The following is a 23,237-nucleotide window of genomic DNA, read 5'->3' as shown; positions in this document are numbered from 1 at the left end:
TAGCCTTCACGAGGTGCGCGTTCCATCACGCTCTGCGCGCATCCCTGTGGGGCAGGGAAGGGGGCACCGGTGATCGCCTTGGCGCGCGCCCAACGATCCCTGCCGACCCGCCTCGTCACCGTCATGGTCATCGCCGCCGGGCTGGGCGTCGCCGCCGCTCTGGTGGCCGCCCGGCGCCTGCCCGAGGGCACGGTCGCCGCGGCGCTGAATCGGTTCAATGTTCAGGGGCTGCCGGCGGTACCCGCGGTGCCCGTGGCCCTGCTCACCGGCGGCGCCGTGGCGATGGTCTCGCAGCTCGCCCGCCTGCGCGTGCGGGCCGGCGGCGGCCTGGCCCGGCTCGCCTGGGGCGAGGCCGCGATCGTCGTCCTGCTCGCCAGCCTTCCGCCCGAGGTCGTCCCCGTCGTCGGCCTCCTCGGCTTCGCGGCCGCCCACGCCGCCCTGCACATGGTCGACGCGCACGCGAGCCGGGCCCGCCCGGTGCGCGAGAGCATCTACGGCGTGGCCGCCCTCACGGTCGGCGCCGTCCTGGCCACGGTCGTGATGGTGCTCGTGTGGGGCAGCGGCCCCGAGCGCGAGGGCCTGCCGCCGCGCTTCGTGGTCGCGCTGTGCGCCGCCGCCGTGGTGTACTTCGTGGCCACGTTCGCCCTGGTCGTCCTGCGCATCGTGGCCGCCGGCGGCGACCTGCGGGACACCGTGTCGTCGATGGTGACCAGCACGCCGCTGATGCTCGTCGGCAACGTGACGGTGGGCCTGGTGATCGTCTGGGCCTGCGCCACGAGCGGCTTCCTGCTGCTCCTGCTGCCCCCCGTCCTCTGGCTGATGCACCAGTTCTACGCGAACCGCATCGGCGAGGACGACGAGCGCCGGACGTGGGCCGAGTTCGCCGAGGTGGCCCGCGACCTGAACCGCCTGAACGAGCGGGACGCGGCGCGGGCCGGCATCGCCGGTGCCGTCCGCCTCTTCCACGTGCCGGCGGCCCGGATCGTCCTGTCGGGCGGCCGCTCCCACGGCGAGCTGCCCCCGGGCCCGTACACCAGCCGCGCCCTGACCGTCGGCTCCGTGCCGGTGGGCGAGCTGCAGCTCGCGGGGGCCGAGCCCCGTCGCGCCCGGGACCGCCTGATGCTCGCGACCTTCGGCGACGCCCTGGCCGCGGCCCTGCACGACGCGATCACCCACGGCGAGCTGCGGGCCATGAGCGAGCGCACGACCTACGACGCCGTGCGCGACCCGCTGACGGGCCTGCTGAACCGGGCGGCGCTGCTGGCCCGGGGCAACGTGCAGCTCTCCGCGAAGTCCCCGGGCGCCCCGGTGGCCCTGCTCCTGCTGGACGTGAACGACTTCAAAGAGGTAAACAACGCGCTGGGCCACACCGCGGGCGACGAGGTCCTGAAGGTGATCGCGCGCCGGGTCCAGGCCCCGCTCGCCACCGCCGACCCGGCCGCCCCGCTCATTCCGCGCCCCCGCTCGGGCGACTTCTTCTTCACCGCCGCGCATCCGAACCCCAACGGCGCCTCCGCGGCCCCGGGGCCGGAGAGCACGCCCGCCGACCTGCACGCCCGCCTCGGCGGCGACGAGTTCGCGATCCTCATCACCGACCTGGCCGCCGGCGCCGACGACCTGGCCCTGGCCGCGGCCGTGGAGCGGGCCCGCCGGCTGGGCGCCGAGATCGCGGCGCCCATGGAGATCGACGGCGTGGTGCTGTCCAAGGAGACGTCCATCGGCGTGGTGGTGGCCCCGGCGGGCTCGGCCGACCTCACCGAGCTCCTGCGGCGCGCCGACATCGCGATGTACCAGGCCAAGAACGGCGGGCAGCCGGTCGCCTGGTACGACCCGGCCCGCGACGACGCCAGCACCGACCGCCTGGCCCTGCTGGCCGAGCTGCGCGAGGCCCTGAACACCGGCGCGGGCGACGAGCAGCTGATCCTGGACCTCCAGCCGGCCATCGCGCTGACCCCGGCCTCGGTCCCCGGCGGCGCCGCCCCGGTCACCAGCGTCGAGGCCCTGATCCGCTGGCGCCACCCGCGCCGCGGCCGCCTGACGCCCGCCCAGTTCCTGCCGGCCGTCGAGGCCAGCGAGCTCATCGGCCCCCTGACCCACTGGGTCCTGGAGCGGGCCATCTTCCTGGCCGCGGGCTGGCGCCGGTCGGGCCTGGCCGTGCCGGTAGCGGTCAACATCTCGGCCCGCAGCCTCGCCGAGCGCCAGCTCCCCGAGACGATCAAGGAGCTCCTGGGCCGCTACCGCCTCCCCGCCGAGCTCCTGATCCTCGAGATCACCGAGACCGTCATGCTCTCCAGCTCACCGGTGATCGACGACGTGCTGTCCCGCGTCCGGCGCCTGGGCGTACAGCTCACGGTGGACGACTTCGGCACCGGCTACTCCGCCTTCACGCTCCTGACCCGGGTCCCGGTCCAGGAGGTCAAGATCGACCGTGAGTTCGTGGCCCAGATGCTCGACTCGCCGAAGGCCGGCGCGATCGTGCAGACCACGGTGGACCTCGCCCGCCGCATGGGCCTGCGGGTCGTGGCCGAGGGCGTGGAGCACCCGGAGCAGCGGGCCCGCCTGACCGAGCTTGGCTGCACGTCGGCCCAGGGCTTCCTGTTCTACCCGCCGCTGTCGCCCGAGGGCCTGCAGTCCGTCCTGCGCGAGCGCCGGCAGGTGCAGCGCCGCCACCTGAGGGCCGAAGGCGCCGGCTGAACCGACCGCACCACCGCCCGAAGACTCTTGCGCCCTCCTATTGGAATGGAGTATTCCGTTCTGATAGAGTGGTGACATCGCAAGACGGCGACACCCGATGGGAGCGGCAACCATGACCGAGCAGCTGACGAGCACCTGGACCGTGCTGGACGAGGCCCACCGCGCGCTGCGCACCGTCGTCGCCGGCATCCGGCCCGCCGACTGGACCCGCCCGACCCCGTGCGCCAAATGGAACGTCGCCCAGGTCCTCCAGCACGCGGCCGGCGACCAGCTCGGCTACGCCGCCTCGATCACCGGCACCGGCTGGCCGGCCTTCGATCCCTTTGCCCCGACGGGTCACCTGTCCGACCACACCTCGGCCGCCGTCGAGCCCGGAAGCGGCCTGGCGGCCTTCACCGAGGAGGCCATGCGGGCCTCCGCCGCGACGTGGTCGACCATCCCGCAGGACGCCACCGAGGTCGCCAGCCCGCTCCCGCAGGGCAAGCTCCCCGGCTGGCTCGGCGCGGGCGCCTGCGCGCTCGACGCCGCCGTGCACGCCTGGGACATCGCGCTGGCCACCGGCCAGGCCTCCCCGCTCGGCAACGCCCTGGCCCGCGACCTGCTCAAGGTCGCGCGGGAGCTCGTGGAGCCGCTGCGCGCCTGGGGTGCGTACGCCGCGGTCCGGCCGGCCGATCCCGCCGACGACGACACGGCCGCCCTCCTGCGCTACCTCGGCCGCGATCCGCACTGGACGGCCTGAGCACCGGACGGATGCCCCCGCCCGCCGGCCGCGGCGAGCGGGGGCATCCGTCCGTGGTCACGGCGCGAGCAGGCCCCAGGACGCGACCCAGGGCAGGAGCAGCAGCGCGGCGCCGACGGACAGCCCGAGCCGCACCCGGTCCCGCCGGCCGCGGCCGGACCGCCACCACGAGACCGCCGCGGCGATCCCCGCCGCCGTGGTGGCGACGGTGAGCAGCTCCAGCGCCAGCCACGGCACCGGGCGCCCGAGGACCAGCGGGCCGGTCACCTTGCCCGCGGTGGCGAGCAGGAACATGAGGTACGCCAGCGTGCCCACCACCACCGCCGGACCGGCCGCGGCCAGCCAGCGCGTGAGCCACACCGCCCGGGTGCGCCCGCCCCGCCGGCGCAGCGGTGCGGCGAGGAACCCGGCCAGGAGCAGCAGCGTCGTGACGAGGAACGGCCAGGTCCGGTGGTACCACGGCGCCGGGCCGACCGCCGCGGCCGACGAGTCCGACGCCGGGGTGCCGCCCTCGGCCGGCAGTGCCGGGCCGGTCGCTCCCGCGTCGACGATCGCGGCCGACTGCATCCAGGCCACCTCGACCTCGGCGGCGTTGTCCGGCAGGGCCGGCAGGCGGTCGAAGCCCTCCGCGGCGGTGACATGCAGGTTGTGGTTCACGCCGGGCAGCACCCGGAGCTTGTAACGCGTGTTGCCGCCCGCATCCAGCGCATCCCGCATGATCCGCATGCTCTCGGCCGGCACGCTGTCGCGGTCGAGCTCGCCCCATTCGGCCAGCACCGGCTGGCGCACCCGGCGCCAGAGCGGCGCCGGGTCGAAGCCGGACTCGGCGAACAGCCCCGCGTCGACCGCGGCCGGGAGCACGGCCTCGCGAAGCCCGCGTGAAACGGCGCCGGTGACCCCGGCGTGGCGCAGGTACTCGTCGTACTCCCACGCGGTCTCGGCGGCCGGCGTGGTACCGACGGCGCCCACCGTGATCAGGAACTTGACGTCCTCGGAGCGACTCGCGGCGATGGGTGCGGCGAACGCCCCCTCCGACAGCGCCCAGAACCCCAGCCGCGCCGGATCGACGTCCGGCCGGGCGCGCAGGAGCATCAGCCCGGCCAGAGCGTCGTCCGCGAGGACGGAGTAGTCGCGGTGCAGCAACGAGTACCCGGCCGTGCGCTTGTCGTAGATCAGGGTCACGACGCCGCGGCGGGCGTAGGCCTCCGCGTCGGGGCGCAGGTAGTCGCGGCCCCGGTTGCCCGCGCCCTCCAGCATCACCAGGCCGGGGCGGCGCCCGGTCGCGCCCGGCCGGGCGAGCACGGTGCCGTGCAGCACCACCCCGCCGTTGCCGGTGAACGTGACCTCGGTACTGGTCAGGCCGGCCGCCTCGGCGTGGGACGGGCCGGCCGGGGCCAGAACCGCCGCGGCCGCCGCCAGAACCGCCAGCACTCGCCATACTCGTCGCATCGACGTCCCTCCTCGTTTCGGGTCGCCGTCGAGCTTGGTCGGCGGAGGGTGCGCGGCCCAGGGTGCCTGCACCTGAATCGGATCGAGGTGCAGGCACCCTGTCGGATGTCCGGCGTGCCGCCTACCTTCGATGCTTGACCGGGGGGAGCGGACATGAGACGACGCATCAGGGCGCACATCGGTGACATCGGCTCGATCGGGATCGGCGCGCTGCTCGGCGCGGCGGCGCTGCCGCTGCTGGTGCTGCTCGTGATCGCGGGGCCGGCGAGCCTCGTCGGAGGGCTCGGGCTCGCGCTGTTCGCGGGCGTGGTCTGGACGGCGCGGCGCGTGGCGGGGGTCCAACGGCGCCGGCTGGCCCGCGACCTGGACCGGGAGCCGCTGCCGCCCTATCGGACCGGGCCGGAGCGGACGGCGGTCGTGGCCGGCCCGGTGGGGCGCGCCTTCGCCCGGCTGGGCGTGGTCGCCGCGGACCCGCAGACGTGGCGCGACTTCGCCTGGCTGCTGGCCCAGCTCCCGCTCGGGATCGGCTCGCTCGTGGTGGTCGTGGCCCTGTGGCTGCAGGCGATCCAGTGCATCGCGGCGCCGCTGCTGCTGGCCCTGCTGCCCCGGCCGACCGGCTTCGACCCGGTCGTGCTGGAGCTGACCGGGCGGTCGGCGCCGGGGGTGTGGCTGCTGGTACCGCTGGGCATCGCGTCGGCGCTGCTGACGCCCCTGGTCGCCCGGTGGCTGGTGGCGCTCCAGCGGCGGCTGGGGGCCCGGCTGCTCGGGCCGCGGACGCGGGACATCCTCGACGCCCGGCTGCGCCGGGTCACCGCGGCCCGGACGGACATCGCCGACGCGTCGGCGGCCGAGCTGCGGCGCATCGAGCGCGACCTGCACGACGGCGCCCAGGCACGGTTCATCTCGGTCGCGATGAGCCTCGGGGTCGCGGAGGACGTCATCGACGACAACCCCGCCGGCGCGAAGGCGATGCTGGCCGAGGCGCGGGCCGACGCCGGGGCGGCGCTGACCGAGCTGCGCAGCCTCGTCCGCGGCATCCATCCGCCGGTGCTGTCCGACCGCGGGCTGAACGGCGCGATCCAGGCGCTCGTGCTCGGCAGCCGGCTCCCGGTGGACCTCGACATCCGGCTCGAGCGGCGGCTGAAACCGCCGGTCGAGGCGGCGGCCTACTTCGCGATCGCGGAGTCGCTGGTCAACGCGATCCGGCACAGCGGGGCCCGGCGGGTCCGGATCAGCGTGGAGGACCGGGGCCAGCGGCTGGCGATGACCGTGTCCGACGACGGGCGGGGCGGCGCCGAGCCCGATCGCGGGACCGGGCTGCTGGGCATCCGGCGGCGGTTGTCGGCGTTCGACGGGAGCCTGAGCGTCGTGAGCCCGCCCGGCGGGCCGACGGTGCTGGACATGGAGCTCCCGTGCGGGTCCTGATCGCCGAGGACCAGATGCTGCTGCGCGACGGGATGAGCCGGATGCTGACGGCGTACGGGTTCGAGGTGGTCGCGACCGTCGCCTCCGGGGAGGGGCTGGCCGAGCGGCTCGTCGAGGTGCGGCCCGACATCGCCGTCGTGGACGTCCGGATGCCGCCGACGTTCACGGACGAGGGGCTGCGGGCGGCCGTCGAGGCCCGGCGGACGGTGCCGGGGCTGCCGGTGCTGGTGCTCTCGCAGTACGTCGAGCGGCTCTACGCGCGGGAGTTGCTGTCCGGCCCCGCGGGCGGGGTCGGGTACCTGCTCAAGGACCGGGTCGGGGAGGTCCGGCAGTTCGTCGAGGCGCTGCGACAGGTGGCGGCTGGCGGGACCGTGATGGACCCGGAGGTGGTCGGGCAGCTGCTGGAGGTCCGGGACGAGCCGCAGGGGCTCACGCCGCGGGAGCTGGACGTGCTGCGGCTCATGGCGCAGGGGCTGTCGAACGCGGCGATCGCCGAGGGGCTCGGGATCACCGAGAAGTCGGTCAGCAACCAGATAAACATGCTGTTCGCCAAGCTGGGGCTGCCGCCCGGCGCGCGTCAGCACGATCGGCGGGTGGTGGCGGTGCTGACGTACCTCGATAGAACCTCGGTGAACCCGCCGCCGGAGGAAGGGACGGCGGGCTGACACACCGGGCAGATGCTCGGCGTTCGGGGTCAGTTGTCCTAGCGTCACTCGATGTGAGCAGGCGGGGGATGGCCGGGGCCGCGGGATTCGCCGTGGCCGCCATGGGGGCGTTTGTCGTGCTCGATCACTTCGGGGGGAGCGAGCGGTTCGCCGATCTGCCGGGCGGGGCCGACGTGCGCCTCGTCGGGCGGTTCACGCCGCAGCAGGTCGAGCGGCTCGCCGCGCTGCCGGAGGCGGAGGCCGTCGAGTGCGACGACACGCTGTACGACGTCGGGATCGCGAGCGGGCTGCTGCAGCTCGACCAGGTGACGGTGCTGACGGCGGTGCACAGCGCCGGGCTGCAGCGGGCCGCGTTCGTGCGCGGGCGGCCGGTGCAGGGCGATGCCGAGCTGCTCGCCGTGGACGGGCGCGGGCTGAAGCTGGGCGACCGGGTCACCGTCACGCGGGGCAGCCGGGGCGTGGCCGGGAGCGTGGTCGGGGTCGTGGCCCGGCCGGCCGGGCAGCCCGACGCCGTGGCGCTGCTGCCCGCCGGGGCCGTCGCCCGGCTCGACGGGGGCAGCGGCTGCCGGGAGGTCGCGGTGCAGCTGCGGCGGCGCAGCCAGGCCACCGCCTTCCAGCGGGCGGCCAAGGGGGTGCTCGGCGGGGACCCGGACGTGACCTACGACGAGTCGTTGCGCGGGCACGTCTGAACAGCGTCAGGCGGGGGTACCCGACCAGGTCATGGACAGGGCCGTGGCGGCGCGCTCGGCCCGGATCTCCATGGCCGAGCCCAGGATCACCGCCCGGTCGGCGACGGCCAGGCGGCCGTCCACCGTGTACGTCCGCCGCTCGCTGACGAAGACCGGAGTGTTCGCCGGGGCCGAGAGCAGCGCCGCCGACGCGGGGTCCAGCACGCCCGGGCTGATGGTCTCCGTGGCCCGGGCCACCGGGACGTCGATCGACGACAGGGCCGTGTAGAGCGCGGTCGTGGTGAAGTCCAGCGCCAGCAACGCCGCGGACCACGGGGCCGGCACCCACGAGACCTGGTGGATCGACGGGCGGCCCGCGAACCGGCGGACCCGCTCCAGGCGCAGGGCGTCGGGGCCCAGCGCCGGGGACTCCAGCAGCGCCACCGCCACCACCGTGGTGTGCACCTCGAAGCCCTGGTCGAGCAGGTCGTCGGTCAGGCTCCGCAGCGAACCCAGGCGGTAGGCCAGAGGGGACACGAACGTGCCCCGGCCCGGCTGCTGGACGATCAGGCCCTCGTCGCTCAGCTGGCGCAGGGCCTGGCGGAGGGTCATCAGGGTCACGCCGTAGGACGTGCTGAGGTCGCGCTGGGCCGGTAGGGCGGAGCCGGGAGCGTAGAAGCCGCTGTGGATCTTCGCGACCAGGTCGGCGGCGATGGCTCGGTAGCGGGGCTCGCCGTCTCTTGGCAACCGATCGTCCTCACTGTGCATGGCGGTCAGGTCGACGATATCGCCGCCCTCAGGGACCGGACGTACGCGCCCGCCTCGTCCGGGGTCGCGCCGTCCAGGACACGGCGCATGACCGCCGCGCCCACCACCACGCCGTCGGCGAGGGCCGCCGCCTCCGCGGCCTGGGCCGGGGTCGAGATGCCGAAGCCCAGCAGCACCGGCCGGGACGTCCTCGCCTTGAGGCGCGCGGCCAGGCCGGCGGCGGTCGCCGCCAGTTCGGCGCGCTCGCCGGTCGTGCCCATCACGGTGACGCCGTAGACGAAGTGGCGGCTGCGCCGGCCGATCTCCGCCAGGCGCGCGTCGGGGGTCGCCGGGGACGCGAGCAGGACCAGGTCGATGTGGCGGGCCACCTCCTCGCACTCCTCCAGGGGCAGGTCGGGCACGATCAGGGCGGTGACCCCAGCCGCGCGGAGGCGGCCGCAGAACTCGGCGGCGCCCGAGCGGATCACGAGGTTGGCGTACGTGGAGGCGACCACCGGTACCGACGGCGCAACGGCGGCCAGGTCGGCCAGGATGCGGTCCAGGGTCGCGCCGCGGGACAGCGCCACCGAGGTCGCCTCCTGGATCGTCGCGCCGTCGAGGGTCGGGTCGGAGAACGGCAGCCCCACCTCGAGGTAGGAGGCGCCCGCGGCGGCGAAGGCGGGCAGGTAGGCGGTCCAGTCCGCCGTCACGCCCGCGGTGATGTACGGCATCAGCAGCTTCACAGCGACTCCCGCAGGGTGGCCAGGTCCTTGTCGCCGCGGCCCGACAGGGTCACGAGCACCGTCGAGCCCGCCGGCAGGCCGCCGCGCATGACCCAGGCCAGGGCGTGGGCCGACTCCAGGGCCGCGATGATGCCCTCCGAGCGGGCGAGGTGGTGCGCGGCCGCGACGACCTCGTCGTCGGTGACGGTGACGTACCGCGCGCGGCCGAGATCGCGCAGGTGCACGTGCTCGGGGCCGATGCCCGGGTAGTCCAGGCCGGCCGCGACGGAGTGCGCCTCGGTCACCTGGCCGTCGTCGTCCTGCAGGAACAGGGAGCGCACGCCGTGCAGCACGCCCAGCCGGCCCCGGGTCGCGCCCGCGCCGCCGTCGGCCTCGACGCCGATCAGGCGGGCCGGCGTGTCGACGAAGCCGGCGAAGGTGCCGGCCGCGTTCGAGCCGCCGCCGACGCAGGCGACGACGTAGTCGGGCACGGCCGCGCGCAGCTCGGTCGCGCACTGGCGGCGGGCCTCGTCGCCGATGACGCGCTGGAACTCGCGGACCATCCACGGGTACGGCGCCGGGCCCAGCACCGAGCCCATGCAGTAGTGCGCCGTCGCGACCGCGCCCACCCAGGCCCGCATCGCCTCGCTTGTCGCGTCCTTGAGCGTCCGGGCGCCGGTGTGCACCGGCACGACCTCGGCGCCCAGCATGCGCATCCGGAAGACGTTGAGCTCCTGCCGCTCGATGTCCTTCGCGCCCATGTACACGGTCGCCGAGAGGCCGAACAGCGCCGCCGCCGTCGCCGTGGCCACGCCGTGCTGGCCGGCGCCGGTCTCCGCGATGAGGTGCGTGCGCCCCATCCGCTTCGCCAGCAGCGCCTGCCCGAGCACATTGTTGATCTTGTGTGAGCCGGTGTGCGTCAGGTCCTCGCGCTTGAGCAGCACCGTCACCCCGAGCTCGGCCGAGAGCCGCAGCGCCGGCGTGAGGGGCGTCGGGCGCCCCGCGTACGTGGCCAGCAGGCGGTCGAGCTGCCCGCGGAACGCCGGGTCGGCCCACGCCTCCCGGAACGCGTCCTCGACCTCGCGGCACGCGCCGATGAGCGACTCGGGCACGTACCGCCCGCCGTACTCCCCGAAGCGTCCGAGCGCGCCCGGATCGTCCATGAGCGTCGTCCGGCGGATGAGCAGCTCGGTCATCGCACGCCTCCACTGTTCTAGAACTGTCGACTGTTCTAGAACTGTGACATGAATCGGTTCTCCTGTCCATACCGAACGCCGGGGCCGCGGCTGAGCCAGAGCAGCAGCCCGCCGACGGCCACGGCGGTCGCCGCGGACGCGGGGGTCACCGGCACGACGACCAGCATCGCGGTGCGGCCGGCGAGGATGCCGCCGAAGCCCACCGCCGACAGGCCGAGCACGCCGAGGGTGCACAGGACCGCCCCGCCGATCGCGGCCACCGTGCCGGGGCGCCCGGGCCCGCCGATCGAGGCCCGGCGCGGCCGGTCGGCCCAGCGCAGTACCGAAACCACCGCCAGGGTCAGGAGGGCGAGCGCGGCGATCCACAGTGGACGCAGCCCCCACCACGCGCCCGAGCCGACCGGCGGGCCGGCGACGCCGAGCGCGAGCAGGCCGCCGAGCACGGCGAAGAGGACCGTGAGGTGCCACAGGAACGCGGTCATCGCGGCGCCGTTGGCGCGGATCACGGCGGCCCACACCCGCGGGCGCTCCAGCCACCGGGCGGCCGGGGCGCGCAGCAGCAGGGCCAGGCCGACCAGCCAGGCGGCGTGGGTGAGCAGCGCGAGGGTCGGTGGCGACATGTTCGACACGGGGGCGCCGGGCAGGCCGACCATGGAGACCGGGTAGGGGCCCACGGTCGTCAGCGCCACGGTGGCGGCGAGCCCGAGGCCGGCCAGGAGCCCGGCGGCCCGGCGGCCGAGCCGCGCGTCGGCGTAGAGATACCCCAGCTGGTGTACCGCGAGCCAGACGAAGGCGACGTTGAGGTACGCCACCATCGGCACCTCGAACGCGAACCGCAGCACGTCGACCAGCGCCGCGGCCGCCCCGAGGCCGACCGGCACCAGCCACGCGCGGCGCCCGAGCGCGCGGTGCAGCCGGTGCAGCGGCGGGGCCAGGGCGACGATCCCGAGGTACACCCCCAGGAACCACAACGGCTGCGCGACGGTCCGCATCGCCAGGCGCAACAGCCCCTGGTCGTGGCCGGCGGCCTCCACCGCCAGCGCGACCGCGAGCCACAGGCCGACGAACACGGCCGTGGGCCGCAGCAGGCGCCCGGCCCGGGAGCGTACGAAGTCCGCGTAGCCGCCGCCGCGCCGGCGCACCGACGCGATGGCGGTCGCGTGCGAGAACCCGCCGACGAGGAAGAACACCGGCATCACCTGCAGCAGCCAGGTCACCGGCTGCAGCCCGGGCAGCACCGCGAGCGTGTTCGTCGCGCGCACGCCGGTCGCGGTCGGCTCGACGATCACCATGAGCCAGTGCCCGGCGATGACGACGCCGAGCGAGACGACGCGCAGCAGGTCCACGTAGCGGTTTCTCATACCGTCGAGGGTGGCCGCGCACGGGCGCCCGCCGGATCGGTACATGTACTCAACCGGCCTGGGTAGCCTGACCCACATGGCCAACCGTCTCGCCGGGGCGACCTCGCCCTACCTGCAGCAGCACAAGGACAACCCGGTCGACTGGTGGCAGTGGTCGCCGGAGGCGTTCGCCGAGGCGCGCCGGCGCGACGTGCCGGTGCTGATCTCGGTCGGGTACGCGGCCTGCCACTGGTGTCACGTGATGGCCCACGAGTCGTTCGAGCACGAGGGCGTCGCGGAGATCGTCAACGAGCTCACCGTGCCGATCAAGGTCGACCGGGAGGAGCGGCCCGACGTCGACGCGGTGTACATGACCGCCACCCAGGCGATGACCGGCCAGGGCGGCTGGCCGATGACGGTGTTCGCCACGCCCGGCGGGGAGCCCTTCTACTGCGGCACCTACTTCCCGCGCGACGCGTTCGTACGCCTCGTCCAGGCCGTCGCGGGCGCCTGGCGCGACCAGCGCGACGGCGTGCTGCAGCAGAGCGCCGCCGTGGTCGACGCCGTTCGCAAGGTCGCCGAGCGTCCGCCGTCGAACCCCATGGACGATGCGGTACTGCGAGCCGCGGCCGCGACGCTCATGGAGTCGTACGACGAGCAGCACGGCGGCTTCGGCGGCGCGCCCAAGTTCCCGCCGCACATGGCGCTGCTGTTCCTGCTGCGGCACTACGTGCGCACGCGGGACGACGCCGTGCTGGCCGCGGTCCGGCACACCTGCGAGCGGATGGCCCGCGGCGGCATGTACGACCAGCTCGCCGGCGGGTTCGCGCGCTACGCCGTGGACGGCACCTGGACCGTGCCGCACTTCGAGAAGATGCTCTACGACAACGCGCTGCTGCTGCGGGTGTACACGCACCTCGACCGCATCGCCGGCAGCGGGACCGGGCGCCGCGTCGCCCACGAGATCGTCGCGTTCCTCGCGCAGGAGCTGCACGACGGGCACGGCTTCATCTCCGCGCTGGACGCCGACGCGGACGGCGAGGAGGGCCTGACCTACGTCTGGACGCCGGCCCAGCTCGACGAGGTGCTCGGCGAGATCGACGGGGCGTGGGCGCGGTACCTGCTGCAGGTCACGCCGGAGGGCACGTTCGAGCACGGCGCGTCGGTGCTGCAGCGACCCGAGGACCCGGAGAACGCCGAGCGCTGGCACGACATCCGCACCCGCCTGCTGGCCGCGCGCGCGACCCGGCCCCAGCCCGCCCGCGACGGCAAGGTGGTCGCGGCCTGGAACGGCCTCGCGATCACCGGGCTGGTCGAGTTCGGCATGGCGTACAACGACCCCGACGCGATCGCGCTGGCCGTCGAGACCGCCGGGTTCCTGGCCGGTACCCACCTGGTCGACGGCCGCCTGCGCCGCGTGTCCCGCGACGGCGTCGTCGGCGAGCCGGCGGGCGTCCTGGAGGACTACGGCGCGGTGGCGGAGGCGTTCTGCGCGGTACACCAGGCCACCGGCGACGGCCGCTGGCTCGACCTCGCCCGGCAGCTGCTGGACGTGGCGCTTGAGCACTTCCGCGACCCCGCGTCCGGCGGCTTCTTCGACACCGCCGACGACGCCGAGGCCCTGGTGGCCCGCCCGGCCGACATCACGGACAACGCCACCCCGGCGGGCCTGTCCGCGGTGGCGGCGGCGCTCGTGACGTACTCGGCCCTGACCGCCGGCACGACGTACCGCGCGGCGGCCGAGGCGGCGCTCGCGACCGTCTCCGTGGTGGCCGCCACGCACGGGCGCTTCACGGGCTACGCGTGCGCCGCGGGGGAGGCGCTGCACTCGGGCCCCTTCGAGATCGCGATCGCCACCGAGGACCCGGCCGATCCGCTGGTCGCCGCGGCGTGGTGGCACGCTCCGCCCGGCGCGGTGGTGGTTTCGGGGTCGCCGGATGCGGCGGGTGTACCGCTGCTGGAGGGGCGGCCACTGCGCGGGGGCCTGGCCACGGCGTACGTGTGCCGCGGCTTCGTCTGCGACGCGCCGGTGACTTCGCTGGAGGACCTGGTGGCCAAGCTCGCCTGAGCCGCCGATTCCGCTGCGGGCGTAGTTCGCGCCGTTGGCGCAACGGTGTAATGGTGTAATCGTGTAAGCATGATGATGCGACGAGGAGACGCCCCCTGGGGGCGGGGTGGCGGGCCGCGCAGCGAGCCGCCACCGGCCGACGACGCCACCGCCTGGATCGGCGGGGCGCTGCCCGAGAGCTGGTTCCAGGGTCCGGCCGAGGTGACGATCGACCGCGACGAGATCCTGATCGTGGGGCGGCTCAGCGAGCCGTCCCTGGCCGACGATGCGAGCGACGCCGACCGGGCCGCGGCCGAGCAGGGTCGCATCGCGGGCTTCCGCGAGACGACCCGCGACCAGCGGATCGGGATCGCCCAGCAGCTCGAGCGGCGGTACCGCCGCAAGGTCGCCTGGGGCGTGCAGGTCGGCGAGGTGCGGGAGCTGTTCACCACGCACTCGGCGCCGGTGATGACGCGCCTGCGCCAGGCCGAGCGCCAGGTGCTCGACACACTCGTGGACTCGGGGGTGGCGCGGTCGCGCTCCGAGGCGCTGGCGTGGTGCGTGGCGCTGGTCGGGCAGCACGCGGACACATGGCTGACCGAGCTGCGGGACGCCATGGAGTCGGTGGACGAGCTGCGCAAGCGGGGCCCGGCAGTCTGACCACGCGACGCGGCGCCGCCGACAGTCCGGGTAAGTCGGACATATCCGGAATGTCGGCGGCAACGCCGCCGCCCGCTCCTGCGTCATGAGTTGACACGCGGCCGACCTTGTTGTCCGTAGTCCGACTTTTCGCCTGGCGGGGTATAAATCCGATATGTCGCGGCGCGCCAGCGCCCGACATATCGTCCCTGCGTGGGCCCGCAACGCGGAACGATAGGCTGGCCAGCCTATGGACACCCGAACCGGACTTCCCGTCGTCGGCATGGTGGGCGGGGGGCAGCTGGCCCGGATGACCCACCAGGCGGCGATCGCCCTCGGCCAGTCGTTGCGCGTGCTCGCCGTCTCGCCCGACGACGGGGCCGCGCTCGTCGCCGCCGACGTGCGGATCGGGCGCCACGACGACATCGACGCGCTCCGCGAGTTCGCCAAGGGCTGCGACGTGGTCACGTTCGACCACGAGCACGTGCCCGGCGACCTGATCCGGCAGCTGGTGAGCGAGGGCTTCACGCTGCTGCCGGGGGCCGACGCGCTGCGGTACGCCCAGAACAAGCGCGTCATGCGGGAGCACCTCGGCGCGCTCGGGTTCCCGATGCCGCGCTGGACCGGCGGCGACGTCGAGGCGTTCGGCGACGAGGTCGGGTGGCCGGTGATCGTGAAGACGGCGACCGGCGGGTACGACGGGCGGGGCGTCTTCGTCGCGCAGTCCATGGCCGACGTGCCGCCGGGCATCGAGGTGATCGCCGAGGAGCTGGTGCCGCTGCGGCGCGAGCTCGCCGCGGTGGTGGCGCGCTCGCCGCTCGGGCAGGTCGCCGCGTACCCCGTGGTCGAGACGGTCCAGGAGGGCGGCATCTGCGTCGAGGTGCTCGCGCCGGCCCCCGGGCTGGACGAGGACCTCGCGATCGCGGCGCAGCGGCTGGCCATCGACATCGCGACCGGGCTCGGCGTGGTCGGCGTGCTGGCCGTGGAGCTGTTCGAGACGACCGACGGGCGGCTGCTCATCAACGAGCTCGCGATGCGCCCGCACAACTCGGCGCACTGGACCATCGAGGGCGCCCGCACGTCGCAGTTCGAGCAGCACCTGCGGGCCGTGCTCGACTACCCGATGGGCGACACGCGGCTCACCGCGCCCGCCGTGGTCATGGCCAACGTGCTCGGCGGCGAGGCGGGCGGGATGTCCGTCGACGAGCGGCTGCACCACCTGTTCGCCGAGGAGCCGGGGGCCAAGGTCCACCTGTACGGCAAGCAGGTCCGCCCCGGCCGCAAGATCGGGCACGTGACGGTGCTCGGCGACGACATGGAAGACTGCCGCCGGCGCGCCCGGCGGGCCGCCCGCATTCTCGAAGAGGGGTACCAGCATTGAGCTCGCCAGTGATCGAGGTCGGCGTCATCATGGGCAGCGACTCGGACTGGCCGGTCATGCGGCTGGCCGCCGAGGCCCTCGGCGAGTTCGGGATCGGCTACGAGGTCCGCGTGGTCTCGGCCCACCGCACCCCGCACCTCATGCTCGACTACGCGGGTGAGGCCGTGGCCCGGGGCCTGAAGGTCATCATCGCCGGGGCCGGCGGGGCCGCGCACCTGCCCGGCATGGTCGCGTCGGCCACGCCGCTGCCGGTCATCGGCGTGCCGGTACCGCTGAAGCATCTGGACGGCCTCGACTCGCTCATGTCGATCGTGCAGATGCCGGCCGGCATCCCGGTCGCCACCGTGTCGATCGGCGGCGCGCGCAACGCCGGCCTGCTCGCGGTGCGCATCCTCGCCGCCGCCGACCCGGAGCTGCTGGCCCGGGTCCGCGACTTCCAGGAGTCCCTGCGCGCGATGGTCGCCGAGAAGGACGCGGCGCTGTCGGCGTCCCTGATCGAGCCCGCCGCGCAGTAATCCGGAGGCGTGGGAACGGTCGGGAACCTACCCTCGGCGGGCATGGGACGGCTGCTGAACGTGATCGATGTCGAGGCGACGTGCTGGGCGGGCCAGCCGCCCGCCGGGCAGGTCAACGAGATCATCGAGATCGGGGTCTGCGTCGTCGACCTCGACGCGCGGGAGCGGGTCGGGCGGGACCGGATCATGGTGCGGCCCGCGCGGTCGGTCGTCAGTCCATTCTGTACGCAGCTGACCGGCATCACGCCCGCCGAGGCCGCGAACGGGGTCTCGTTCGCCGAGGCCTGTGCGCGGCTGCGAGCCGCGCACCACAGCGACTCGCGGCCGTGGGCGAGCTGGGGCGACTACGACCGCAAGCAGTTCGAGCGGCAGTGCGCCGGGCCGCCGCGGTACCCCTTCGGCTCCAACCACACCAACGCGAAGGCCGTCTTCGCCGAGGCGCACGGCGCCCGGAAGCAGGGCATGGCCGGCGCCCTGGTAACGGCCGGCCTGCCCCTGGAGGGCCGGCACCACAACGGCGCCGACGACGCCTGGAACATCGCCGCGCTCGTGCTGTACCTGCTCGAGCGCGACCGGTGGACCTACGGCGCCTGACCCCCGCGGTCCACGATCGCGACCTTCAGCGTCGGCCCCGGCCGGGCGCTGGGCCGCCGCGGGTCGTACCGCTCGTGGAGCACGGCGAAGAGCCGCGGGTCCCGCCTTCACTGCGCAACTGTTTGTTTCCTCCGTTATCGCAGGTGTTGGTGCGAGCGCGACGAGGGCGGTACGGCATGACGGCGCAGCGGGGCGACAGGCTCCACCGGTGGACGGCACGAGCACTCGTCGGCGGCGCCGCGGTGGGCTCCGCGCTCGCCTTCGGCTCGGTGGCCGCCGCGCCGCCCGGGTCCGCGCCCGGCGCCGGGCCGGCCCGCGCGGTGAGCACGGTCGTGGTCGCCGGTGTTGCCTCGGTCACACTCCTGCTGCTGCTCGCCGGGACGGTTCTGGTCGCGGCGCCGCGCTTGCTGCGACTTGTCCGCGTCTTCAATGCCCGGCGCCAGGTTCGCTGAGCAGGGCCGGAAAAGGTCGGTCGTTTCGAACTTCGATCGGTAACCCCACGCAGCCGGGTCGTAGCGGTACAGTGACCGCGACGCTTGGACGGTGAGGGGGATCGATGTCCGATTACTCGGTGGCGGGCGAGGTCGGTTCGTTCGAGTACCGCCGGCGGGACAGCGCGCGCTTCGACGCCGCGCTCGAGGCCGTCGAGGAGGCGGTCGCCTGCTATGCCCGGCTGCGCAACCGCGCCGTGGTGAGCGGCAATGTCGCCGAGGCGGACCGGCTGCTCGCCGGGCAGGCGGCCTGTCTCGCGCAGCAGCAGCAACTGCGGCCGGACGACACCGCGACCGTCGACCGGATTCTCGCCGAGTATCCGGCCCTGCTCGCCTGGCTCCGCGACCGGATCGGCTGAGCTCAAAACCCCGGGCGCACGAGCCCGGTCTCGTACGCGTACACGACCGCCTGCACCCGGTCGCGCAGCGCCAGCTTGGTCAGCACGCGGCTCACGTGCGTCTTGACGGTGCCCTCCGACAGGTGCAGGACCGCGGCGATCTCCACATTGGACAGTCCGCGCGCGATCAGCCCGAGCACCTCGCGCTCCCGGTCCGTGAGCGCATCCGGCGGCGGCGCGGGCGGCGACGGCACTGCCGCGTCGGCCCGCCCCACGTGGCGCTCCAGCAGCCTTCGGGTCACGCTCGGGGCGACCACCGCATCGCCGCGCGCCACGACCCGGATCGCGGAGAGCAGGTCCGGGGCCAGGGTGTCCTTCAGCAGGAAGCCGCTCGCGCCCGCGCGCAGGGCCGAGTACACGTACTCGTCGAGGTCGAACGTCGTGAGGATCAGCACCCGGATGTGCACGTCGGCGTCGCAGATGCGCCGGGTCGCGGCCACCCCGTCGCCGTCGGGCATCTGCACGTCCATGAGCACGACGTCGGGCCGCCGGTCCAGCGCCAGCCGGGCCGCCTCCACCCCGCCGGCCGCCTCGCCGACCACGCACATGTCGCCGGCGTTCTCGAGAATCATGCGGAAGCCGGTGCGCACCAGCGCCTGGTCGTCGGCGACGAGGACGCCGATCACCGCGCCACCGGCCCGATCGGCAGCGCGGCGCGCACCTCGAAGCCGCCGTGCCCGCCCGGCCCGGCCCGCAACCGCCCGCCGAGCAGCTCCGCGCGCTCGCGCATGCCGCGCAGCCCGTTGCCCGCCGGGCCCGGCGCCCCGCCGTGCCCGTCGTCGGTGACCGTCAGCGCGATCTCCTGCCGCGAGTAGGCGAGCGCCACCGCGGCCCGCGCGCCCGGGCCCGCGTGCTTCATCACGTTGGTCAGCGACTCCTGCACGATCCGGTAGGCCGACAGGTCCACAGTGGACGGCAGCGGCACCGGGTCGCCGCCGATCTGCAGCTGTACCGCGACGCCCGCCTCCCGCACCTGCTCCAGCAGTGCCGGCAGCGCGACGAGGCCCGGTGGCGGCCGCCAGGCCTCGCCTACCGACAGCACGCGGCGCATGTCGGCCAGCGACTCGCGGCCGGTCTTCACGATCGCGGCGAGCGCGGCCCGCGTGTCGGCGGGCCGGTTGTCCAGCGCCGCCTCGCCGCCCTGGGCCTGCACCACCATCACCGACAGGCCGTGCGCGACGACGTCGTGCAGCTCGCGGCTGATCCGGGCCCGCTCCGCCGCCACCGCCAGCGCGGCCTGCTGGTCCCGCTCGCGCTCGAGGTCGGCGGCGCGGGCGCGCAGCTCGTCGAGGTACCGCCGCCGGCTCTGCGTCCCCGAACCGATCGCCCACGAGGCGATGAGCACGAGCGCCAGGCCCGGCTGGTCGCTCCACGACACCGACCAGAAGCGCACCGGCTCCCGGGCCGGCCCCTCCGGGCGATCGGGCAGCGGCTGCGGCTGCGGCGGCGCCACGCGCTCCGACGACCGGACGGCCCCCTCGCTGCCCGCGAACCGGCTGGAGCTCAGCGACAGCAGCAGCATCGCGCCCAGCACGGCGAGGGACACCGCCCAGCCGTAGCGGGTGGCCACCGTGTAGAGCAGGATCGGCACCCCGAGGTCGACGAGCAGGAGGGGTAGGAGCAGCCCCAGGTGTACCGACGCCGCGAAGGTGCCCACCGTGAGCATCGACAGCGGCCAGCGGGTCCGCAGCGCGACCGCGGCCGCGAGCAGACCGCCGGCCGCCCACCACAGCGCGAGCCGGTCGCCGTCGGCGTCGCCGGCCGGGTTGGCCACGACGCCGGACAGCAGCACGGCGACCGCCAGCGCCGCGTCCCGCACCGCCGGATGACGGCGGCCCAGGTCGCGGATACGCCCCCCGAAGACGTCGGCCATGGTCCCGTGAGCCTACGGGCCGGCCGCCACCCGACACATCCATCGCAAGACATATATCGCGTACCTCTGAAGGCCGACGCGCGTAGCGCCGCTCACCCCGCAGGGTGGGCCCATGCATACCTCCAAACGCTGGATCGCGTCCGCGGCCCTGCTCGGTGGCGTGGGCGCGCTGCTCGCCGCGTCGCCCGCGGCCGCCGGGCGCGCCGGGCCGGCCGTCGACTGGAAGCCGTGCCCCACCTACTCCGACGCGGCGCTGCGTGCGCTCGCCCCGCCGGACCGTCTCGAGCAGTACAAGGCCCTCCTGGGACGGATGCAGTGCGGCACCGTCACCGTCCCGCTGGACTACCGCAACCCGCGCGGCCGGCAGATCACGGTCGCGCTGACCCGCCTGCCGGCGACCGACAAGGCCCACCGGCTCGGCAGCCTGGCGCTGAACCCGGGCGGCCCGGGCGGCAGCGGGTACCTGATGCCGCCGCGCGTCATGATCATCAATGACGCCGACGCCCAGCTCAACGAGCACTACGACCTCATCGGCTTCGACCCGCGGGGGGTCGGTTACAGCACGAAGGTCAACTGCGCACCGCCCACCGGCGCGCCCGAACCGCCGCCGCCCGGCGCGCTGTCCAAGGAAACGGCGCAGCAGCTGTACGTCACCGAGGCCGCCTTCAACCAGACGTGCGGCGGCAGCGACCCGGCGTTCCTGAGCCAGTTGACGACGGCCAACGTGGCCCGCGACCTCGACGTGATGCGCGCGGCGCTGGGCGAGCGGAAGCTGAACTTCCTCGGGGTCTCCTGGGGCACGTGGCTGGGTGTGGTGTACCGAACCCTCTTCCCCCACAGCGTGGACCGCATGCTGCTGGACAGCGTCGCGATCCCGCGCTTCACCATCCCCGCGTTCGAGGACGGCCGGGCGGCCGCCGCCGAGCGCAACGCCGGCCGCTTCGTGGCCTGGGTGGCCGAGCGCGACGCGACGTACCACCTGGGGTTCACGGCCGAGCAGGTCCGCGCGACGATCATCGCGATGCGCGAGGACTTCGACGCCCACCCGCGGCAGTTCACCGACGTGCCGAGGACCCTGGACGGCTCGCTCATCGCACTAGCCGCGGCCCAGGAGCACCCGGGCTGGGACGTGGCCGCGACCGTACTGGCCGAGCTGCGCACCGCGACCGGCCCGGCCGCGCCACCGACGGTCAAGGAGGTGCTCGGCGACGACGGCGCCGGCCCCGGCGAGCCGCCGCCGGCCGACCTGCCCGAGCAGGCCAACCGGACGATGAACCAGGCCGCGTTCTGCAACGAGGACACCGCGCGGCTCGGGTTCGAGGCAGACTGGGCGGCGTACCAGCGCCGGCTCGCCGACAACCCGCTGACCGGGCGCGTCAACGGCTTCTCCGCGGGCTGTGCGGGCTGGCCCCTGCCGGCCCAGCCGGTGCGCATCGCTCCCGGCGGCGGGCAGCTCGTGCTCGTCGGGCACCGCTGGGAGACCCCGTCGCCGTACGAGTGGACGTGGCAGACCCACGCCATGGTGGGCGGCCAGGTGTACACAGTGGAGGATGACATCCACGGCTCGGTGCTCCCGGTGCCCGAGTGTGCCGCCGACGCGGTGCTCTTCTTCAACACCGGCCGCATCGACGCGGGCTGCCCGGGCCTGGGCGACCCGCCGCCGCGGGCCCTGAGCGCCACCGCCGGCGCCGCGCTCCAGGGTTGGTCGACCCAGGTGATGTGATGTGATGGGCGGGCGGGCCGGCCGGATCGTACGGTGGGGTGCGTGACACTTCCCGAACCCTTGCAGCGCCTGCTCGCCCAGCCCAACCCGGCCGTCATCGCCACCGTGCGCCAGGACGGCCAGCCCGTCTCGGTGGCGACGTGGTACCTCTTCGAGGAGGGCCGCATCATCGTCAACATGGACGCGGGCCGCAAACGCCTCGCGTACCTGCGCGACGAGCCGCGCGTGAGCCTGACGGTGCTGGACAAGGAGAACTGGTACACCCACGTCTCCGTGACCGGCACCGTGACCGACCTCACCGACGACGCGGACCTGGCGGACATCGACCGCATCGCCACCGCGTACACGGGCAAGCCCTACGCGAACCGCGAGCGCCGGCGCGTGACCGCGGCGATCGACATCACGTCATGGCACGTCTGGCCCCCGGACGCGCTCGACGTGTAGGGGCCGGCCGGGCGAACTGGCGTAGACTTGAGCGGTGGCCCGTTCTGATGCGGCCGCGCGTGGCCTGGGCGACTACTCCTTCTCGCCTGCACCCGCCGTTCTGCGGCGTCGGTCCGGAGGTCCGCCCAATGCAGGTCGTCCAGTTCAAGCCCAGGCCCGGTAGTCGGCACGACTCGACGGGCCCGGCCAATGTGAAGGCCGCCGACGCGGCGCCGACCGGTGCGACGATCCACCCGATCGGCGTCCAGGCCGTGGTCCACGCGCTGCTGGCCGCGGCCGACGCGGCCGGGTTCGCGCCCTCGATCCTCGACAGCCAGCCGTGGCGGTGGCGGCTGACCGGCAACACCCTGGCCCTGTACCTCGACCGCGGCCGCGTCATCGACGATGTCGACGTCGACGGCCGCCTCGCGATCATCAGCTGCGGGGCGGCCCTCCACCACGCCCGGGTCGCGCTGGCGGCGGAGGGCTGGCGGCTCACGACCAACCGCCGGCTCGACCCCGCCGACCCGGACCGGCTCGCGTCGCTGCGGCTCGAGGAGCGATCGCCGGCGGATCCGGCCGAGGCTCCGCTCATGAGCAGCATGCCCCTGCGCCGCACCGACCGGTCGCCGGTCACCGGCCCGCCGATCGCGGCCCAGCAGCTCAAGGCCATCACCGCGGCCGTGCGGGCCGAGGAGACGTCGCTGCACGTGCTCTACCCAGACGAGGTCCTCGACCTCGCCCGCGTCGCCTCCGGCGTGCCGATCGCCCGGCCCGTGTCCGGGGACCGCTCGACCGGCGCCGGGCCGGCGGGCCTCGCCGACGACCGGGGCGCGACGTTCGCGCTGCTCTACGGCCACACCGACGAGCCGGAGGACTGGCTGCGCGCGGGCGAGGCGCTGTCGGCCGGCTGGCTGACCGCGACCGCCGCCGGCGTTTCGATGCTGCCGCTGAGCGCGGCCGTCGAGGTGGCCGCCACCCGGCAGGCGGTCCAGATCATGATCGGCTGCGTCGGCTACCCGTATCTGCTGCTGCGCCTCGGCCTTGCCACCATGCCGTCGCCCGGCCCGCGCCGCGAGCCGGTCGCCCAGGCCGTCGATCGGCGCTGATGCCGCGACCGCACCGCCACGCACGGCGTACGGTTGTAACACCGTCGCTCGGTCTCGGGCGGTTCCACGGACTACTCGGCTCGCCCGGGAGTAACCATGACCGTATCGAAGTCCAGAGTCCTCGCCGAGCTTCGCCGCCGCGCCCAGCACGACCGCGCGGACTGGGTGAATCGTGCGTTGCCGGAGCAGATCGACACGGTCCGCAACGCCGGCTTGCTCTCCCTCCTCGCGATCGACGTGGCCGATCTGGCCGCAGACAAGGCGGACGCCGACCCGCGGTAGTCGACGCGCGTTTCGCGTGCCTGCGTCCTCGAGCATCAGCTTCTCGATGCTGCGGATGTACTCCAGCTCCTGTGTACTGGCCCGCCACCAGTCCTCGGCGGAGACGCCGACCGCGGC

23 protein-coding genes are annotated in these 23,237 nt (G+C 74.5%); 16 read left to right on the top strand and 7 right to left on the bottom strand.

The annotated features are described in order from the left end of the window. Window positions 1–69: 69 nt before the first annotated feature. Both AB0B76_RS13770 and AB0B76_RS13765 read left to right on the top strand, forming a co-directional pair. A complete protein-coding gene (locus tag AB0B76_RS13770) occupies window positions 70–2,694 on the top strand; it encodes a bifunctional diguanylate cyclase/phosphodiesterase (RefSeq protein WP_360374389.1) in 2,625 nt (874 codons plus the stop codon). Window positions 2,695–2,806: 112 nt separating this feature from the next. Then, the gene (locus AB0B76_RS13765; RefSeq protein ID WP_360374387.1) at window positions 2,807–3,433 is read left to right on the top strand and encodes a TIGR03086 family metal-binding protein; all 627 of its coding nucleotides are present in this window, start codon (window positions 2,807–2,809) and stop codon (window positions 3,431–3,433) included. 57 nt (window positions 3,434–3,490) lie between these two features. On the opposite strand, the gene AB0B76_RS13760 is transcribed toward AB0B76_RS13765, so the two are convergent. Continuing rightward, entirely contained in the window at window positions 3,491–4,864 is a 1,374-nt protein-coding gene (locus tag AB0B76_RS13760; protein ID WP_360374385.1) for a hypothetical protein, read from the bottom strand. Window positions 4,865–5,035: 171 nt separating this feature from the next. Here AB0B76_RS13760 and AB0B76_RS13755 point away from each other — a divergent pair, with 171 nt between their 5' ends. Genes AB0B76_RS13755 through AB0B76_RS13745 form a run of 3 tightly spaced genes read left to right on the top strand, consistent with a single transcriptional unit; the run spans window position 5,036 to window position 7,661 of the window. Further along, complete coding sequence (locus tag AB0B76_RS13755) at window positions 5,036–6,307, top strand: sensor domain-containing protein (protein ID WP_360374383.1); 1,272 nt, start codon at window positions 5,036–5,038, stop codon at window positions 6,305–6,307. Continuing rightward, window positions 6,295–6,972 carry a response regulator transcription factor gene (locus AB0B76_RS13750; RefSeq protein WP_360374381.1) on the top strand — a complete coding sequence of 226 codons (678 nt, stop codon included), beginning with the start codon at window positions 6,295–6,297 and terminating at the stop codon, window positions 6,970–6,972. Before AB0B76_RS13755 ends, AB0B76_RS13750 begins: the two co-directional genes overlap by 13 nt. A gap of 53 nt (window positions 6,973–7,025) precedes the next feature. Continuing rightward, a complete protein-coding gene (locus tag AB0B76_RS13745; protein WP_360374379.1) occupies window positions 7,026–7,661 on the top strand; it encodes a hypothetical protein in 636 nt (211 codons plus the stop codon). Window positions 7,662–7,667: 6 nt separating this feature from the next. Here the strand turns inward: AB0B76_RS13745 and AB0B76_RS13740 are convergent, their stop codons facing one another. The 4 genes from AB0B76_RS13740 to AB0B76_RS13725 are packed head-to-tail and all read right to left on the bottom strand — an operon-like array spanning window position 7,668 to window position 11,666. After that, window positions 7,668–8,408 (bottom strand): GntR family transcriptional regulator, encoded by a 741-nt coding sequence (locus AB0B76_RS13740; protein ID WP_360374377.1) that lies wholly within the window; start codon window positions 8,406–8,408, stop codon window positions 7,668–7,670. Window positions 8,409–8,413: 5 nt separating this feature from the next. Continuing rightward, window positions 8,414–9,130: a tryptophan synthase subunit alpha gene (trpA, locus tag AB0B76_RS13735; RefSeq protein ID WP_360374375.1), complete on the bottom strand. Its 717-nt coding sequence runs from the start codon at window positions 9,128–9,130 to the stop codon at window positions 8,414–8,416. Then, window positions 9,127–10,305, bottom strand: coding sequence for a tryptophan synthase subunit beta (gene trpB, locus AB0B76_RS13730; RefSeq protein WP_360374373.1), 1,179 nt, complete (start codon window positions 10,303–10,305; stop codon window positions 9,127–9,129). Before trpB ends, trpA begins: the two co-directional genes overlap by 4 nt. A gap of 35 nt (window positions 10,306–10,340) precedes the next feature. Further along, entirely contained in the window at window positions 10,341–11,666 is a 1,326-nt protein-coding gene (locus tag AB0B76_RS13725; protein ID WP_360374371.1) for an acyltransferase, read from the bottom strand. Window positions 11,667–11,742: 76 nt separating this feature from the next. Here AB0B76_RS13725 and AB0B76_RS13720 point away from each other — a divergent pair, with 76 nt between their 5' ends. The 7 genes from AB0B76_RS13720 to AB0B76_RS13690 all read left to right on the top strand — a co-directional run bounded on the left by AB0B76_RS13720 (window position 11,743) and on the right by AB0B76_RS13690 (window position 17,671). Continuing rightward, window positions 11,743–13,713: a thioredoxin domain-containing protein gene (locus tag AB0B76_RS13720; RefSeq protein ID WP_360374369.1), complete on the top strand. Its 1,971-nt coding sequence runs from the start codon at window positions 11,743–11,745 to the stop codon at window positions 13,711–13,713. A gap of 69 nt (window positions 13,714–13,782) precedes the next feature. Then, on the top strand, window positions 13,783–14,352 hold the full coding sequence (locus AB0B76_RS13715; protein ID WP_360374367.1) for a hypothetical protein: 570 nt from the start codon (window positions 13,783–13,785) through the stop codon (window positions 14,350–14,352). A 229-nt stretch (window positions 14,353–14,581) separates the two neighbouring features. Beyond that, complete coding sequence (locus tag AB0B76_RS13710) at window positions 14,582–15,712, top strand: 5-(carboxyamino)imidazole ribonucleotide synthase (protein ID WP_360374365.1); 1,131 nt, start codon at window positions 14,582–14,584, stop codon at window positions 15,710–15,712. A gap of 8 nt (window positions 15,713–15,720) precedes the next feature. Next, on the top strand, window positions 15,721–16,227 hold the full coding sequence (purE, locus tag AB0B76_RS13705) for a 5-(carboxyamino)imidazole ribonucleotide mutase (protein ID WP_360374880.1): 507 nt from the start codon (window positions 15,721–15,723) through the stop codon (window positions 16,225–16,227). 42 nt (window positions 16,228–16,269) lie between these two features. Further along, window positions 16,270–16,821 carry a 3'-5' exonuclease gene (locus tag AB0B76_RS13700; protein WP_360374363.1) on the top strand — a complete coding sequence of 184 codons (552 nt, stop codon included), beginning with the start codon at window positions 16,270–16,272 and terminating at the stop codon, window positions 16,819–16,821. A gap of 176 nt (window positions 16,822–16,997) precedes the next feature. Continuing rightward, window positions 16,998–17,273, top strand: a complete 276-nt coding sequence (locus AB0B76_RS13695; RefSeq protein ID WP_360374361.1) for a hypothetical protein — start codon at window positions 16,998–17,000, stop codon at window positions 17,271–17,273. 104 nt (window positions 17,274–17,377) lie between these two features. Beyond that, window positions 17,378–17,671, top strand: coding sequence for a hypothetical protein (locus AB0B76_RS13690; RefSeq protein WP_360374359.1), 294 nt, complete (start codon window positions 17,378–17,380; stop codon window positions 17,669–17,671). Between the two features lie 2 nt (window positions 17,672–17,673). On the opposite strand, the gene AB0B76_RS13685 is transcribed toward AB0B76_RS13690, so the two are convergent. Together AB0B76_RS13685 and AB0B76_RS13680 are read right to left on the bottom strand one after the other, a co-directional pair. Next, the gene (locus AB0B76_RS13685) at window positions 17,674–18,336 is read right to left on the bottom strand and encodes a response regulator transcription factor (protein WP_360374357.1); all 663 of its coding nucleotides are present in this window, start codon (window positions 18,334–18,336) and stop codon (window positions 17,674–17,676) included. Then, a complete protein-coding gene (locus AB0B76_RS13680; RefSeq protein ID WP_360374355.1) occupies window positions 18,333–19,583 on the bottom strand; it encodes a histidine kinase in 1,251 nt (416 codons plus the stop codon). Before AB0B76_RS13680 ends, AB0B76_RS13685 begins: the two co-directional genes overlap by 4 nt. A 112-nt stretch (window positions 19,584–19,695) precedes the next feature. Between AB0B76_RS13680 and AB0B76_RS13675 the strand changes: the two genes are divergently transcribed. From AB0B76_RS13675 to AB0B76_RS13660, 4 genes are all read left to right on the top strand, one after another. Next, complete coding sequence (locus AB0B76_RS13675; protein ID WP_360374353.1) at window positions 19,696–21,306, top strand: alpha/beta fold hydrolase; 1,611 nt, start codon at window positions 19,696–19,698, stop codon at window positions 21,304–21,306. A 42-nt stretch (window positions 21,307–21,348) separates the two neighbouring features. Then, on the top strand, window positions 21,349–21,750 hold the full coding sequence (locus AB0B76_RS13670; protein WP_360374351.1) for a TIGR03618 family F420-dependent PPOX class oxidoreductase: 402 nt from the start codon (window positions 21,349–21,351) through the stop codon (window positions 21,748–21,750). Between the two features lie 128 nt (window positions 21,751–21,878). Next, window positions 21,879–22,838: a nitroreductase gene (locus tag AB0B76_RS13665; protein WP_360374349.1), complete on the top strand. Its 960-nt coding sequence runs from the start codon at window positions 21,879–21,881 to the stop codon at window positions 22,836–22,838. Between the two features lie 96 nt (window positions 22,839–22,934). Continuing rightward, window positions 22,935–23,120, top strand: coding sequence for a hypothetical protein (locus tag AB0B76_RS13660; RefSeq protein ID WP_360374347.1), 186 nt, complete (start codon window positions 22,935–22,937; stop codon window positions 23,118–23,120). Window positions 23,121–23,237 lie beyond the last annotated feature (117 nt).

The organism is Dactylosporangium sp. NPDC049140 (assembly GCF_040648435.1).
This window is presented reverse-complemented; position numbering and strand designations above follow the sequence as displayed.

Excerpts from the sequence above, each read along its gene's own strand:
- AB0B76_RS13765 (WP_360374387.1), top strand. The coding sequence starts at position 2,807 with ATGACCGAGCAGCTGACGAGCACCTGGACCGTGCTGGACGAGGCCCAC.
- AB0B76_RS13755 (WP_360374383.1), top strand. The coding sequence starts at position 5,036 with ATGAGACGACGCATCAGGGCGCACATCGGTGACATCGGCTCGATCGGG.
- AB0B76_RS13740 (WP_360374377.1), bottom strand. The coding sequence starts at position 8,408 with ATGCACAGTGAGGACGATCGGTTGCCAAGAGACGGCGAGCCCCGCTAC.
- trpB (WP_360374373.1), bottom strand. The coding sequence starts at position 10,305 with ATGACCGAGCTGCTCATCCGCCGGACGACGCTCATGGACGATCCGGGC.
- AB0B76_RS13725 (WP_360374371.1), bottom strand. The coding sequence starts at position 11,666 with ATGAGAAACCGCTACGTGGACCTGCTGCGCGTCGTCTCGCTCGGCGTC.
- AB0B76_RS13720 (WP_360374369.1), top strand. The coding sequence starts at position 11,743 with ATGGCCAACCGTCTCGCCGGGGCGACCTCGCCCTACCTGCAGCAGCAC.
- AB0B76_RS13715 (WP_360374367.1), top strand. The coding sequence starts at position 13,783 with ATGATGATGCGACGAGGAGACGCCCCCTGGGGGCGGGGTGGCGGGCCG.
- AB0B76_RS13710 (WP_360374365.1), top strand. The coding sequence starts at position 14,582 with ATGGACACCCGAACCGGACTTCCCGTCGTCGGCATGGTGGGCGGGGGG.
- AB0B76_RS13700 (WP_360374363.1), top strand. The coding sequence starts at position 16,270 with ATGGGACGGCTGCTGAACGTGATCGATGTCGAGGCGACGTGCTGGGCG.
- AB0B76_RS13695 (WP_360374361.1), top strand. The coding sequence starts at position 16,998 with ATGACGGCGCAGCGGGGCGACAGGCTCCACCGGTGGACGGCACGAGCA.
- AB0B76_RS13690 (WP_360374359.1), top strand. The coding sequence starts at position 17,378 with ATGTCCGATTACTCGGTGGCGGGCGAGGTCGGTTCGTTCGAGTACCGC.
- AB0B76_RS13680 (WP_360374355.1), bottom strand. The coding sequence starts at position 19,583 with ATGGCCGACGTCTTCGGGGGGCGTATCCGCGACCTGGGCCGCCGTCAT.
- AB0B76_RS13675 (WP_360374353.1), top strand. The coding sequence starts at position 19,696 with ATGCATACCTCCAAACGCTGGATCGCGTCCGCGGCCCTGCTCGGTGGC.
- AB0B76_RS13665 (WP_360374349.1), top strand. The coding sequence starts at position 21,879 with ATGCAGGTCGTCCAGTTCAAGCCCAGGCCCGGTAGTCGGCACGACTCG.
- AB0B76_RS13660 (WP_360374347.1), top strand. The coding sequence starts at position 22,935 with ATGACCGTATCGAAGTCCAGAGTCCTCGCCGAGCTTCGCCGCCGCGCC.